Origin of the sequence: Devosia sp. YIM 151766 (assembly GCF_030285925.1) — a bacterium.
In the GTDB taxonomy this organism is placed as follows: Bacteria; Pseudomonadota; Alphaproteobacteria; order Rhizobiales; family Devosiaceae; genus Devosia.
In genome coordinates this window covers 2994156-3007480 of the sequence record NZ_CP127251.1, presented here as the reverse complement: position 1 = coordinate 3007480, position 13325 = coordinate 2994156, and the positions used below count along the sequence as shown (strand labels likewise).

The window sequence follows — 13325 nt, the reverse complement described above, 5'->3', positions numbered from 1 at the left end:
TTGCCTAGGACGCGGAGACTGAGCGTGAAGATCGTCTGCATTGGTGGCGGCCCGGCGGGGCTGTATTTCGCCCTCCTGATGAAGAAGAATCATCCCGAGCATTCGATCGCGGTCGTCGAGCGCAATCGTGCCTATGACACCTTCGGCTGGGGCGTGGTCTTTTCCGATGCGACGATGGAATCCATGATCGAGTGGGATCCCGAAAGCGCCGACGAAATCCGCGACGCCTTCAATCATTGGGACGACATCGAAATCCTGTTCAAGGGCACGCGCCAGCGCACGAGCGGCCATGGCTTTGTCGGCATTGGCCGCAAGAAGCTGCTCAACATCCTGCAGCGCCGCTGCGAGGAGCTGGGCGTCGAGCTGATCTTCGAAACCGAAGTCGGCAGCGACCTCGATTTCCCCGATGCCGACCTGGTCATCGCCTCCGACGGCTTCAATTCCCGCGTCCGCAACGCCTATCCCGAAGTCTTCCAGCCCGACCTGCTGGTGCGCCCCAACCGCTATATCTGGCTGGGCACCAACAAGCTTTTCGACGCCTTCACCTTCGATTTCCGCAAGACCGACCATGGCTGGTTCCAGGCGCATATCTACAAGTTCGATGAAAACACCTCGACCTTCATCGTCGAGACCACCGAGGAAGCCTATCTGGCCCACGGTCTCGACAAGATGGAGCAGCAGGCATCGATCGAGTTCTGCCAGGATCTGTTCAGCGAAGTGCTCGAAGGCGCGCCGCTGATGACCAATGCCCGCCACCTGCGCGGCTCGGCCTGGCTCAATTTCAACCGCCTGATCTGCGGCAAGTGGAGCCATTTCAATGGCCAGTCCCACGTTGTCCTGATGGGCGATGCCGCCCATACAGCCCACTTTGCCATCGGCTCCGGCACCAAACTCGCCATCGAAGACGCCATCGAACTGACCCGTCAGTTCAACCGGTTCGGTCACGAAAAAGCGCAGATTCCGGCGGTGCTGCACGAATATGAGGAAGTGCGCCGCGTCGACGTCGCGCGTATCCAGAATGCCGCCCGCAATGCCATGGAATGGTTCGAAGTGGTGGGGACGCGCTATGCCGACCAGCTCGAGCCGGAACAATTCATGTATTCCATGCTGACCCGCTCGCAGCGCATCAGCCACGAAAACCTGCGCCTGCGTGACGCGAAATGGCTGGAAGGCTACGAGCGCTGGCTGGCGCAAAAGACCGGACTTCCGGTCGAAGACGACAAGCGGGCGCTGCCTCCCATGCTGACGCCGTTCACCATACGCGGCGTCACCCTCAAAAACCGCATCATCGTTTCCCCCATGGCCATGTATTCGGCCACGGACGGGTTGATCGACGATTTCCACCTGGTGCATCTGGGCGCTCGCGCCATGGGCGGCGCCGCCCTGGTCTTCGCCGAAATGACCTGCGTTTCCCCGGAAGCCCGGATCACGCCCGGTTGTCTCGGCCTCTGGAACGACGAGCAGACCGAAGGCTGGAAACGGCTGGCCAATTTCGTTCACACCAATAGCGATGCCAAGCTGGGCGTCCAGCTCGGCCATGCCGGGCGCAAGGCGTCGACGCACCGCGCCTGGGATGGCATTGACCAGCCGCTCGACACCGGGGCCTGGCCGATCGTGTCGGCATCGGCGCTGCCCTATCTCCAGCACAGTGCCGTCCCCGCCGAGCTCGATCGCGCCGGCATGGACAAGGTGCGCGACGACCATGTCGCCGCTGCCCGCCGCGCGGCCGAGGCTGGCGTCGACTGGCTGGAACTGCACTGTGCCCACGGCTATCTGCTCTCGAGCTTCCTCTCGCCGCTGACCAATCAGCGCCAAGATGAATATGGCGGGGATCACGCGAGCCGTGCCCGCTTCCCGCTCGAAGTCTTCCGCGCCATTCGCGAAGTCTGGCCGGCGGACAAGCCGATCTCGGTGCGCCTGTCCTGTCACGATTGGTATGAGGGCGGGAATACGCCCGAGGATGCCAAGATCTTCGCCCAGCTGTTCAAAGAGGCGGGCGCCGACGTCATCGACTGCTCGTCGGGGCAGGTGTGGAAGGAAGAAAAGCCGGTCTATGGCCGCCTTTTCCAGACGCCGTTCTCCGACAAGATCCGCAATGAAGTGGGCATTCCCACCATTGCTGTCGGCGCCATTTCCGAGGCCGACCACGCCAATTCGATCATTGCCGCCGGGCGCGCCGATCTCTGCGCCGTGGCCCGGCCGCATCTGGCCGATCCGAGCTGGCTCTTGCATGAGACCGCCAAGATCGGCATCAAATCCGTGGCCTGGCCCAAGCAATATCATTCGGCCAAGGCCCAGTTCGAAAACAATCTGGAGCGTGCCGCGCGATGACGGGAACCTCTCTGGCGGGTCGACACGCCCTGGTAACCGGCGCCTCGGGCGGCATCGGCCAGGCCATCGTTCGGCGCCTGGTTGCGGCCGGCGCCAATGTCACGCTGGCCGGACGGAACGGCGAGCGTCTTGAGGCGCTCAAGGCGAGTCTGCCGCCGGCCCAGGTCCGAACAATCGCCGGTTTCGATGTCACCGATGCCCAAGCCATCGCCCGCGGTGCCGAGGCGGCCCGCGCCGGCTTCGGCCCGGTCAGCATCCTGGTCAATAATGCCGGTGAGGCGCCCAGCGCTCCCTTTGATCGGATGACGCCGGATTTCTGGAACCAGGTTCTGGCCGTCGATCTCACCAGCGTCTTTCTCGTCACCCAGGCGTTCCTGGCTGACATCAAGGCGCATGGGCAGGGCGGGCGCATCATCAATGTCGCCTCGACGGCGGGCCTTGCCGGCTACCGCTATGTCAGCGCCTATGCGGCCGCCAAGCATGGCGTGGTCGGGCTGACGCGTTCGCTGGCGCTGGAACTGGCGCGCAGCGGCGTGACCGTCAACGCCGTCTGCCCCGGCTTCACCGACACCCCGCTGATCGCCCGGGCGGTCGACGCCATCGTCGCCAAGACCGGGCGGAGCGACGACGACACACGGGCGGAACTGGCCAAGGCCAACCCCCAGGGCCGGCTCGTCGAGCCGGACGAAGTCGCCGATACGGTTCTGTGGCTGTCGCAGCCCGGAGCGTCGGCAATCACCGGCCAGGCCATTGCGGTGGCTGGCGGCGAAGTAATGACTGGCTAAGAGGAGTCTTCATGGCCTTCCACCAATCCAAGCCTCTCCGTTTCGGGGACTGCGACCTGACCGGGATTGCCTATCACCCGGCCTATCTGTCGATGCTGGTCGATGTCAACGAAGCCATGTTCGCCTCCTTCGGCGTCACATGGAAGGAACTGATGTTCGAGCGCAAGATCGGCCTGCCGAGCGTGACCATGAATATCGAGTTCAAGCGCCCCTCGACCTATGGCGACGTGCTCGACTTCGCCGTGCATGTGCGCGCCATCGGCCGCGCCTCACTGGATCTCGAAACCATCGTCACCGTGCGTGGCGAGGTGATCTGGACCATCAAACAGCGGATCGTCGCGACGTCGCTGGACAACCACAAATCCCATCCCTGGCCCGACGATGTGCGTGAGGGCCTGACGCGTTACCTGGAGCCTGCAGCATGAGCAATCAGATCATTCAGCCCGAAGGTTGGGCCAAGCCCATCGGTTATTCCAACGGCATTTCCACCAGGGGCCGCATCGTGCAGGTCGGCGGCCAGGTCGGCTGGGACGAGAATTGCGAATTCCAGTCGGATGACTTTATCGATCAGGTGCATCAGACCCTCAAGAATATCGTCACGGTACTCGAAACGGCCGATGCCAAGCCGGAACATATCATCCAGATGACGTGGTACTTCACCGATCGGCATGCCTATAAGTCGCGCATGAAGGAAGTGGGCGCCGCCTATCGCGACACGATCGGCCGGCATTTCCCGCCCATGGCCGCCGTTCAGGTGGTGGCGCTGATGGAAGATCGCGCCAAGATCGAGATCGTCGCCCTGGCCGTCGTGCCGGACTGATCAGAGATCGATCGCCCGCCGCACCGATGTCTTCATCTTCTGCAGCAAGGACAGCAGGGTGCGGACATCGGCGGCGGAGAGGTCCTTGGTGAGGTCGCGGATCCATTCCTCGTTGGCCGCGGCCATCCGGGCGAACTTCTCGCGACCCATCGGGGTCATCCGCACGATGTTCTCGCGGCGGTCATCCGGGTTTTGCGTCCGGATGATGAAGCCGTCATCCATCAACCGCTTGATGACCGAGGTGATGTTCCCGGGCGACACCATCAGCCGCTTGGAGAGCTCGCCCAGATTCAGGCCATCGGGGACCCGGTAAAGCTGCGACAGGATATCGAAGCGAGGAAGCGTGACATCGAATTGCTGTTGCATGCGGCTGCGGACGTCATTTTCCATCAGCCGGCCGACGCTGAACAGGCGCAGCCAGAGCCGAAGCTGATCATGATGGTCCTCGGGCGCATCGGCGATCTTGGTTTCGGCGTCGATCCAGATCTTGGACATTTCAGTCATCGCGTTTCCCTCTGTCTCATCCCGTAATGCAGCCGCCCTGAGAGAGCAAGCGCGTACCGGGCAATTACTTGACACCTAAACTAATTATCCGATACCAATCCTGAAGATCGGATATTCGAACTCTGGAGGATCAACATGGCCGAGCAGGTCAAGGCAGTCGTCACCCCCAAGGGTGCCGAATTCAGCACGGCTCTGTCGGGCGGCTGCATCCGCGTCACCGGCGTCGGGCCGGGCGCAACGGCCGGCACCACCAAGATCTGGTTCGGCAAGGTCAGCAATGAGCCGGGTTACCGTTCCCTGCCGCATCACCATGGCGACGCCGAAACCGGCGGCTATGTGCTCAAGGGCAAGGGTCGCATCTATTTCGGCGAGACCTACAGCGAGTTCCTGGACATGGAAGAAGGCGATTTCGTTTTCGTGCCGCCCAATTGGCCGCATATCGAAGTCAATATGTCCACCACCGAAGAGCTGATCTGGCTGACCACCCGTACGCCGGACAATATCGTCGTCAACCTCCCCGATGTCGATGATTCCACCCTGGTCGGCTATCGCAAAGCCTGACCGGCGACCAAAAGCGAGGGAACGAGATGAACAGACTTGAAGGCAAGCTCGCCATCGTCACTGGCGGCGCCCGCGGTCAGGGCGAGGCGGAGGCGCGGCTTTTGGCCCGCTCCGGCGCTGCGATCATCATTGCCGACGTGCTGGAAGATGAGGGCAGGGCGCTCGAAGCCGCGCTCCGCCAGGAGGGTCTCGAAGCCCGCTTCATTCGGCTCGACGTCACCAGCGAAGCCAGTTGGGCGGCAACAATCGCCCTGGCCCAGGAATGGAAGGGTCGTCTCGACATCCTGGTCAATAATGCCGGCATCATCAATCGCAGCACCGTCGAAAAGACCGGGCTCGACGCCTGGGAACGCGTCCTCAAGGTCAATCTGACCGGCGCCTTTCTCGGCATCCAGGCGGTGAGCGAGCTGATGATCGAAGGCGGCGGCGGCGCCATCGTCAATATCTCGTCCAATAGCGGCTATTCCGGCCATTACGATCCGGCCTATACCGCGAGCAAATGGGGTCTGCGCGGCCTCACCAAGAGCGCCGCCATGGAGCTTGCGGGCAAGAATATCCGCGTCAATGCGGTTTGCCCGGGCCTCGTCGTGACCGGGCTCAATGCCAATAGCCCGCATCTGCAACCGATGATCGGCATGACCCCGATGCGCCGCAGCGGCAAGCCCGAGGAAATCGCCGAACTGGTCTTGTTCCTCGTTTCCGATGCCTCGAGCTTCATCACCGGCGAGGATTTCGTTATCGATGGCGGTTTCACCGCCGGAGCCGCCTATCGCCGGGTCGCCAGCGAGACCGGCATCTATCTGGACTGACCTTTCCTGCGGCGCTTCGGCGCCGTACTGGCTTGAGTCACTGCCGCAGGCGCCCTTTCCCGCCACCAGCGTAAATTTCATTCATACGCATATAGTTATCTGCACGCTATAAGTCATTGACAGCCAATCCAACTTGGATCAGCATGCAAATGCATATATTATAAGGTTCGGAGGATAGCCCCATGGCCGAACGTTCATTCGCTCGCGAAGTCGAGGACCTCAAGCTCGGCGAAGGTGAGGTTTTCCGCGGCGAGGGAATCCTTGCCATCACCAAAGCCCTGCTGCAATCCGGCGTGGCCTATGTCGGCGGCTATCAGGGTTCACCCATTTCCCATCTGATGGACGTTCTGGCCGATGCCAAGCCGGTTCTCGACGAACTCGGCGTCCATTTTGAATCTTCTGCCTCCGAAGCCACCGCCGCCGCCATGCTGGCGGCCTCGATCAACTATCCGTTGCGCGGCGCCGTCACCTGGAAATCCACAGCTGGAACCAATGTCGCGTCGGACGCTCTGACCAATCTGGCCTCGAGCGGCGTTAAAGGCGGAGCGCTGATCATCCTCGGCGAGGATTACGGCGAAGGCTCCTCCATCCCGCAGGAACGCAGCCATGCTTTTGCGATGAAATCGCAGATGTGGCTCCTCGATCCACGCCCCAATCTGGAATCCATCGTCAAGGCGGTAGAGGACGGGTTCGAGCTCTCCGAGGCCTCCAATACGCCGGTCATGCTGACGGTGCGCATCCGCGCCTGCCATGTCCATGGCCAGTTCGTGGCCAAGGCCAATAGACGGCCAGCCTATACGATGAAGGAAGCGCTGGAATCCCCGGTGCGTGACGTCAATCGCATCGTGCTGCCGCCGGCTTCGATCACCGTCCACGACAAGGAAAAGCTGTCCCAGCGATGGCCCGCGGCGCAGGAATTCATCAAGGCGCGCCAGCTCAACGAATTCTTCGGCCCGGAAACCGGCCCGGTCGGCATCGTGCTGCAGGGCGGCATGTACAATTCGGTGATCCGGGCGCTGCAATTCCTCGGCCTCGCCGACAGTTATGGCGAGACCGCGATCCCCCTCTATGTCCTGAACGTCACCTATCCGCTGGTCGATGACGAATTGGCGCGCTTCTGCCAGGGCAAGAGCGCCGTGCTCATGGTAGAAGAGGGCCATCCCGACTATCTGGAACAGGCCGTCAATACCGCGCTGCGCCGCCGCGACATCCAGACTCGCATTGCCGGCAAGGATCGGCTCCCGCTCGGCGGCGATTACACCGCCGGCGTTCTCACCAAAGGCATCGAATCCTTCCTGGCCGAGTTTGCTCCGCCGCTGCTCGGCAACAAGCCGCCGCTCCCCAATGCCGACGCCGTCCTCGCCAGTCCTGAAGTCAAGGCCCTGGCCGATGTGGTCCCCGCGCGCCCGGCCGGCTTCTGCACCGGCTGCCCCGAGCGCCCGATCTTCGCGGCCATGAAACTGGTCGAAAAGGAACTCGGCCAGCATCACATCTCGGCCGATATCGGCTGTCACCTCTTTTCCATCCTGCCGCCTTTTAATATCGGCGGCAGCACCATGGGTTACGGGCTGGGCCCCGCCTCCGCCTCCGCCTTCAATGTCGAGGCCGACAAGCGGCCGATTTCGGTTATGGGCGATGGCGGCTTCTGGCACAACGGCCTGTCCTCCAGCGTCGGCAATGCCGTCTACAACAAGCATGACGGCGTGATCATGATCGTCGACAACCACTATTCTGCCGCCACCGGCGGGCAGGATGTCCTGTCGTCCCGCGCCATCAATCCGCTTCGCTCCACCAATAATTCCATCAGCAAGGCGGTGAAGGGGATCGGGGCGAAATGGGTGCGTCAGATCGATCGTACCTATGATGTCGGCAAGATGCGCGACACGCTCAAGGCAGCGCTGACCTCGGACGAGGAAGGCCCAAAGATCATTGTCGCCTCGTCCGAATGCATGCTCAACAAGCAGCGCCGGGAAAAGCCGCTATTCTCGAAATCGGTCAAGGACGGCAAGCGCATGGTGCGCGAGCGCTTCGGCGTCGACGAGGATACCTGCACCGGCGACCATGCCTGCATTCGCCTGTCCGGCTGTCCGTCGCTGTCGCTCAAGCATCTCGACGATCCGCTGCGCGACGACCCGGTTGCCGCCATCGACAATACCTGTGTCGGCTGCGGCAATTGCGGCGAGGTTTCGGAAGCGGCGGTGCTCTGCCCCTCCTTCTACCGCGCCGACATCATCTATAATCCGTCACGTCTCGACAAATTGGCGATGGCCGTTCGAACCGCTGTGATCGGCTTTTTCCAGAAGCGCCGCGCCGCGCGCCATGTGAGCTTCGTATGATGAGCCCGAAAGTGTTCGAAAAGCCGATCACCATGGCGATCCTGGCCATGGGCGGGCAAGGGGGCGGCGTCCTGGCCGACTGGGTGGTTTCTCTCGCCGAATCGCAGGGCTGGGTCGCGCAATCGACCTCCGTTCCGGGCGTCGCGCAGCGCACCGGCGCGACGATCTATTATGTCGAAATGCTGCGCCCGCAAGATGGCAAGGCTCCGGTCCTGTCGCTGATGCCGACGCCGGGCGATGTCGATATCGTCCTGGCCGCCGAATTCATGGAAGCCGGCCGCTCCATGCTGCGCGGATTGGTGACGCCCGATCGCACGACGCTGATCGCCTCGACCCACCGCTCCTATGCCGTAGGGGAAAAGGAAGTGCCGGGCGACGGCATCGCCGACCCGCAAAAGGTCGTTGACGCTTCCGGCCTGGCCGCCAAACGGAGCATCGCCTTCGACATGCAGAACCTCGCCGAAAAGAACGGCAGCGTCATCTCCTCGGCCATCTTTGGCGCTCTCGCCGGCGCCGAGGTGCTGCCTTTCGAGCGGACCCAGTTCGAAGCTGCCATTCGCGCCGGCGGCAAGGGCGTCGAGGCCAGCCTTCGTGCCTTTGGCGCCGCGTTCGAGCGGACCCAGAAGGGCGGCTCCGATCCGGTTGCCCGCCGCGCCGAACCGCGCAGCGACATGCCGCCGGCCTCGGTGGGGCAGCCCAAGCTTGATGCGCTCCTGGCCCGCCTTCATAGCGAACTGCCCGAAGCCCTGCGGCCCATGGCCTTTGCCGGCCTCAAGAAGGTCGTCGACTGGCAGGATGTGCGCTATGGCGGCGAATATCTCGATTGCCTCGCAACGCTCCATGCCCGTGACGTCGCTGCCGGCGGCGCGGCCCACGGCTTTGCTTTCACCGATATGGCGGCGAAATATGTCGCCAATGCCATGACCTATGACGATGTCGTCCGCGTCGCCGATCTCAAGACCCGCGGCAGCCGCTTCGAGCGGGTGCGCAAGGAAGTCGGCGCCCGGGAAGACCAGATCGTCTATACGACCGAATATATGCATCCCCGCATGGAAGAGGTCACCGGCACCATGCCGGCCGGGCTGGGACGCTGGCTCGCGGCCAATAAGCCGCTCTACAATGCGCTGGATCGCCTGGTGAACAAGGGGCGCCGCGTCCGCACCGGCACCATTTTCTGGTTCATGGGCCTCTACATGCTCTCGGCCATGAAGCCCATGCGCCGCGGGATGCTGCGGCACAAGGTGGAGATGGATCATCTGGCCCGCTGGATCGATATCGCCACCGGCCTGCTGCCCTTGAACTATGCCCTGGCCACCCAGGTGCTGGCGACCCGGCGCCTGATCAAGGGCTATTCCGACACCCACAGCCGCGGCGAAGCCAAGTTCGACCGCGTCCTGTCGGCGGTGCCGGCCCTGACCGATCGTCCGGATGGCGGCGAATGGCTGGGCCGCCTGATCCAGGCAGCTCTCATGGACGAAGAGGGCAAAGCGCTGGCGGGCGCGCTGGAAACGGTGCGCAGCCTGGCTCCCTGAGTTCAGGCTTCGCCCGGTCTGAAGCTGCGAGGCTCGCTCGCAGAGCGAGCGTCCATATTGCGCATCACCTTGTGCAGTGTTTCCACAAATCGCTGATACTCGACCGCTTCGACGCCCTCGAACAGGTCGGCATAGAGCCCGTATAAGGTCGGCCAGAACTCGGCGAAGGTGCTGCGGCCGGCCTCGGTGATGTGCAATTCGCGCACCCGCATATCGGTGGCCCGCGATTGCCGCCGCACGAGGCCCTGGACTTCGAGCGCGTCAAGCGTGCGGCTCATCGTCGATTGCTCGACCACCGCCAGTTCCGACAGCTCGTTGACGGTTAAGCCAGGCGAAATGGCGAGTATGGTCAGTGCACGCATCTTGGCGGTGGTCAGTTCGTGCTGCTTCAGCGCTTCCTGCAGATGCGCATTATAGGTCGCTGACAGGCGATTGATGAGATAGGGCGCGAACTGTGCCAAGCCGATTTCGCCCAGGCTCGGCACGCGACCTTCGGGGTCATCCCGGTTCAGGCCACCATGAAACTTCGCAACCATTCCACCCTCGTCGCAATGTCGAAAGACCACAGCAGGATTGCTGGATCGGATGCACGGCGGCCTGCAGTCAGTCAAGGCCAAAGCCCGGACATTCAATCACGCGCGCACGGCTCGACCAATTTGGTGAGTTTTTCTTTTCCGGCCAGTTTCAAGAACCTGCAAGTTCTTGACCTATGGCGCGCCGACTGGGTGAAGATGACAATTACATCCGAAAATGGTGGAGCTGAGCGGGATCGAACCGCTGACCTCGTCGTTGCGAACGACGCGCTCTCCCAACTGAGCTACAGCCCCATTCCGGAGGCGTGTATGAACAATATTCGAGGATGGAGCAAGAGAAATGCGGTGGTTGGCAGACAGGATTTCATGCCGTGGGGCGGGGCCGATGCCCACAAATAATTGACCGGCCCGGCCGGGAACCGCCTGGGAGCCGGTCCGTTTTGAGAGGGATTGACTACAGGAGGCGAAAATGAAAGGCGCGCATGTGCTGACGCGGCATCGGGACATCCGCAACTGGGTCCTCGACCGCAATGGGGCCCCGGCCATTGCCCGGGTGCGCAACAGGTTCGGCGAGGAATATGCGCAATTGAAACTGCGCTTCGCCCAGCAGAATGAAGGCCGCGAGGATACCGGAATGAGCCCCTGTTCCTGGACGGCTTGGCTGGCCGAACTGGACCGGCAGCAATTGGCGCTGCGGGTCGAGCCGACGGGGCGCTGCGATCTGGTGTCGCGCGGAACCATGAACTGAGCGCCTCAGCGCAGAAATGCGTCGGCTTTTCCAAGCATGAAGGCCTGCGGGGCGATTTCATCCCGCGACAGGCAGACGCGATTGCGCCCTTCGCTCTTGGCCCGGTACAGCGCAATATCGGCGCGGCGCATCAGATTGGACAGGGTGTCCCCGGGCCGCAAGGCGGCGATGCCGAATGAGGCGCTGACCGTGCCGGGCAGGCCGGTCATGGCCGGCGACAGGCTGGTGAAGGCGCTGCGCGCGGTTTCGGCGTAGAGCCGCCCGGTCATCAGATTGGCCCCGGGAATGAACACGGCGAATTCCTCGCCGCCCAGACGGCCGACAAGGCTGCGCGGTGCGGCGGTGTCGCGCAAGATGCCGGCAAAGGCCGTGATGACCTTGTCGCCCATGGCATGGCCGAACCGGTCATTGATCGATTTGAACTGGTCGAGATCGGCGACGATCATCACCGCGGGAACGCCGGCGCGCGCCGCCAGCGTCAGGGCCTTGTCGCCGCGATCCTCGAAGCCGCGGCGGTTGAGCAGCAGCGACAAGGGATCGGTTTCGGAGCGCGCCGTGATGTCGGCAAGCATGTCGCGGACGATGATGAGCAGGATGACCAGGCCATTGGTGACCAGCAGAATGGTGCCCAGCGATTGCGAATAGGCGGCATAGGTCGAGCTGAGATAGGCCTGAGGCATGGCGCCCGAGCCGATCAGGGCGGCCAGCACCGGCTTGCCGAGAAAATGCAGGCTCGAAACGATCAGCAGCGCCATCAAGGTCAGGTCGAGCGCCCGCCAATGCCGATGGCCCAGCAAGATGACCAAGGCCAAGGCCTGCATCAGCGTGTAAGGGGTCTGATAGAGCATGGCGCGCAGGAAGCTGTCGCGCGGCATGTCGAGGATGAGCAGATTGGTGAGCATGGAGCCGGCCAGCAGTGCCGCCAATGCCAGCCAGGGCCGGCGGCGCTGATAATGGTAGGCCAGGCCGATGACGCAGGCGGCCAGGGCGCCGAGGAAAGCTGTGAAAATGGCGAAGCTGACCAGGCGGTGATCCTGCTGATAGGGCAGGACGAATTCAAGCAGGACGTTGACCATCCCCATGCCATAGGCCAGAGCCATCCAGCGGGCGCTCAGGGCCGAACGCTGATAGACGGCGACGATGCCGAAGGCCGCCGCGAACAGGCCCGCCACGAACAGATTGATGGCCAGCACAAAGATCGCGGCGCTCATGAACCGATTGTCCCCCCGGGATCGCGCCATGCTAGTCCGGGGGAGCCCAACGAGACGTTAATGCGCCCCCGCCCCGCTAGCGCGGCGCGATGCCGAGAGCCTCGGCAAGCAGGGCATAGGAGCGGCGGCGCAGCGCGTAGGAATGGATGGTCGTGGTGATCATTACTTCGTCGGCGCCGGCCTCGCGGGCTTTTTCCGAGATGGTCTGGGCCATTCGTTCGGGATCGCCGACCAGCCAGAGGCTCGATTGGTGATCGATGACTTGTTGCTGCTGCGGCGTGAGCTTATGGGCCAGGGCCTTGTCGGGCGCGGTCAGCTGCCGCTGTTCGCCGGTGACGAAGCGGGCCCAGTTCACCGCCTGCGAGCTCGACAGGTAAGCCGCTTCTTCCGCCGTCGGGGCGCAGATGACCGACAGGCACAATATGGTGCGCGGCTCGGGGAAATCAGCGGATGGCTGGAAGCCCTGCCGATAGGCGGCGAAGGCCGGGGCGGCCGGCGTATGGCTGAAATGGGCGGCGAAGGCATAGCCGAAACCGAGCTGGCCCGCCGCCTCGGCGCTGGCCCCGGAAGAGCCGAGCAGCCATTTGGGCGGCAGGGAAATGCCGCCCGGCGATACCGGCACACGGGAAAAGGGATGGTCGGCGGGAAAACTGTCCTCGTCGAAGGCCATCAATTCGGCGAGATAGGCGGAAAATTCCTCGCCGCCGCCGCTGCGCAGGGCGCGCATAGCATAGCCGTCGCCGCCGGGAGCCCGGCCCAGTCCCAGATCGATGCGGCCGGGATAGAGGGCCGCGAGGGTGCGATAGGCCTCGGCGATCCGCAGTGGCGCATGATTGAGCAGCATGACGCCGCCCGAGCCGACGCGGATATCCCGGGTCGCGGCGGCGGCGCTGGCGATGAGGATTTCCGGTACCGAGGAGGCGATGGAGGGCATGCCGTGATGTTCGGCATACCAGAGCCTTGCATAACCGAGCCGGTCGGCTTCCCGGGCGAGATGGACGGTTTCGGCCATAGCCTCCGGGGTGGAGCTGCCTTCGGCGATGGGGGCGAGGTCCTGTAGCGACAGGGCGAAGGAAGCGGACATGAAAACACTTTCGGGCAAGCCAATATCAATCGTTAGATCACGATGATGAGGGTAAACGTCAAGGCCGGCCC

At 63.1% G+C, this 13325-nt stretch carries 13 protein-coding genes and 1 tRNA gene; 9 read left to right on the top strand and 5 right to left on the bottom strand.

What is annotated here, in order from left to right:
* The first annotated feature begins 24 nt into the window (after nt 1-24).
* From O9Z70_RS14805 to O9Z70_RS14790, 4 genes are read left to right on the top strand one after another with little or no spacing between them, the layout of a single operon-like run.
* The gene (locus O9Z70_RS14805; RefSeq protein WP_286020206.1) at nt 25-2331 is read left to right on the top strand and encodes a bifunctional salicylyl-CoA 5-hydroxylase/oxidoreductase; all 2307 of its coding nucleotides are present in this window, start codon (nt 25-27) and stop codon (nt 2329-2331) included.
* On the top strand, nt 2328-3116 hold the full coding sequence (locus tag O9Z70_RS14800; protein ID WP_286020205.1) for an SDR family NAD(P)-dependent oxidoreductase: 789 nt from the start codon (nt 2328-2330) through the stop codon (nt 3114-3116). The genes O9Z70_RS14805 and O9Z70_RS14800 overlap by 4 nt, the downstream gene beginning before the upstream one ends.
* Nucleotides 3117-3127: 11 nt before the next feature.
* A complete protein-coding gene (locus O9Z70_RS14795) occupies nt 3128-3541 on the top strand; it encodes an acyl-CoA thioesterase (RefSeq protein ID WP_286020204.1) in 414 nt (137 codons plus the stop codon).
* A complete protein-coding gene (locus tag O9Z70_RS14790; RefSeq protein WP_286020203.1) occupies nt 3538-3936 on the top strand; it encodes a RidA family protein in 399 nt (132 codons plus the stop codon). The genes O9Z70_RS14795 and O9Z70_RS14790 overlap by 4 nt, the downstream gene beginning before the upstream one ends.
* Here O9Z70_RS14790 and O9Z70_RS14785 read toward each other — a convergent pair whose 3' ends face one another.
* The gene (locus tag O9Z70_RS14785; protein ID WP_286020202.1) at nt 3937-4440 is read right to left on the bottom strand and encodes a MarR family winged helix-turn-helix transcriptional regulator; all 504 of its coding nucleotides are present in this window, start codon (nt 4438-4440) and stop codon (nt 3937-3939) included.
* A gap of 135 nt (nt 4441-4575) precedes the next feature.
* Between O9Z70_RS14785 and O9Z70_RS14780 the strand changes: the two genes are divergently transcribed.
* The 4 genes from O9Z70_RS14780 to O9Z70_RS14765 all read left to right on the top strand — a co-directional run bounded on the left by O9Z70_RS14780 (nt 4576) and on the right by O9Z70_RS14765 (nt 9678).
* Nucleotides 4576-5001 (top strand): cupin domain-containing protein, encoded by a 426-nt coding sequence (locus O9Z70_RS14780; protein WP_286020201.1) that lies wholly within the window; start codon nt 4576-4578, stop codon nt 4999-5001.
* A 26-nt stretch (nt 5002-5027) separates the two neighbouring features.
* Nucleotides 5028-5810, top strand: coding sequence for an SDR family NAD(P)-dependent oxidoreductase (locus tag O9Z70_RS14775; protein WP_286020200.1), 783 nt, complete (start codon nt 5028-5030; stop codon nt 5808-5810).
* A gap of 182 nt (nt 5811-5992) precedes the next feature.
* Complete coding sequence (locus tag O9Z70_RS14770; protein WP_286020199.1) at nt 5993-8146, top strand: ferredoxin family protein; 2154 nt, start codon at nt 5993-5995, stop codon at nt 8144-8146.
* On the top strand, nt 8143-9678 hold the full coding sequence (locus O9Z70_RS14765) for an indolepyruvate oxidoreductase subunit beta family protein (RefSeq protein WP_286020198.1): 1536 nt from the start codon (nt 8143-8145) through the stop codon (nt 9676-9678). The genes O9Z70_RS14770 and O9Z70_RS14765 overlap by 4 nt, the downstream gene beginning before the upstream one ends.
* A 2-nt stretch (nt 9679-9680) precedes the next feature.
* Here the strand turns inward: O9Z70_RS14765 and O9Z70_RS14760 are convergent, their stop codons facing one another.
* Both O9Z70_RS14760 and O9Z70_RS14755 read right to left on the bottom strand, forming a co-directional pair.
* Nucleotides 9681-10214: a MarR family winged helix-turn-helix transcriptional regulator gene (locus tag O9Z70_RS14760; RefSeq protein WP_286020197.1), complete on the bottom strand. Its 534-nt coding sequence runs from the start codon at nt 10212-10214 to the stop codon at nt 9681-9683.
* 215 nt (nt 10215-10429) lie between these two features.
* Nucleotides 10430-10505, bottom strand: a tRNA-Ala gene (locus O9Z70_RS14755).
* Between the two features lie 175 nt (nt 10506-10680).
* Between O9Z70_RS14755 and O9Z70_RS14750 the strand changes: the two genes are divergently transcribed.
* Entirely contained in the window at nt 10681-10959 is a 279-nt protein-coding gene (locus O9Z70_RS14750) for a hypothetical protein (protein ID WP_286020196.1), read from the top strand.
* Nucleotides 10960-10964: 5 nt separating this feature from the next.
* Here the strand turns inward: O9Z70_RS14750 and O9Z70_RS14745 are convergent, their stop codons facing one another.
* On the bottom strand, nt 10965-12170 hold the full coding sequence (locus tag O9Z70_RS14745) for a GGDEF domain-containing protein (RefSeq protein WP_286020195.1): 1206 nt from the start codon (nt 12168-12170) through the stop codon (nt 10965-10967).
* Nucleotides 12171-12246: 76 nt separating this feature from the next.
* On the bottom strand, nt 12247-13254 hold the full coding sequence (locus O9Z70_RS14740) for an LLM class flavin-dependent oxidoreductase (protein ID WP_286020194.1): 1008 nt from the start codon (nt 13252-13254) through the stop codon (nt 12247-12249).
* Nucleotides 13255-13325 lie beyond the last annotated feature (71 nt).

Bases quoted from the DNA above. Each gene is read 5' to 3' on its own strand.
- O9Z70_RS14800 (WP_286020205.1), top strand. From the start codon at position 2,328: ATGACGGGAACCTCTCTGGCGGGTCGACACGCCCTGGTAACCGGCGCC.
- O9Z70_RS14795 (WP_286020204.1), top strand. From the start codon at position 3,128: ATGGCCTTCCACCAATCCAAGCCTCTCCGTTTCGGGGACTGCGACCTG.
- O9Z70_RS14790 (WP_286020203.1), top strand. From the start codon at position 3,538: ATGAGCAATCAGATCATTCAGCCCGAAGGTTGGGCCAAGCCCATCGGT.
- O9Z70_RS14785 (WP_286020202.1), bottom strand. From the start codon at position 4,440: ATGACTGAAATGTCCAAGATCTGGATCGACGCCGAAACCAAGATCGCC.
- O9Z70_RS14780 (WP_286020201.1), top strand. From the start codon at position 4,576: ATGGCCGAGCAGGTCAAGGCAGTCGTCACCCCCAAGGGTGCCGAATTC.
- O9Z70_RS14775 (WP_286020200.1), top strand. From the start codon at position 5,028: ATGAACAGACTTGAAGGCAAGCTCGCCATCGTCACTGGCGGCGCCCGC.
- O9Z70_RS14770 (WP_286020199.1), top strand. From the start codon at position 5,993: ATGGCCGAACGTTCATTCGCTCGCGAAGTCGAGGACCTCAAGCTCGGC.
- O9Z70_RS14765 (WP_286020198.1), top strand. From the start codon at position 8,143: ATGATGAGCCCGAAAGTGTTCGAAAAGCCGATCACCATGGCGATCCTG.
- O9Z70_RS14760 (WP_286020197.1), bottom strand. From the start codon at position 10,214: ATGGTTGCGAAGTTTCATGGTGGCCTGAACCGGGATGACCCCGAAGGT.
- O9Z70_RS14750 (WP_286020196.1), top strand. From the start codon at position 10,681: ATGAAAGGCGCGCATGTGCTGACGCGGCATCGGGACATCCGCAACTGG.
- O9Z70_RS14745 (WP_286020195.1), bottom strand. From the start codon at position 12,170: ATGAGCGCCGCGATCTTTGTGCTGGCCATCAATCTGTTCGTGGCGGGC.
- O9Z70_RS14740 (WP_286020194.1), bottom strand. From the start codon at position 13,254: ATGTCCGCTTCCTTCGCCCTGTCGCTACAGGACCTCGCCCCCATCGCC.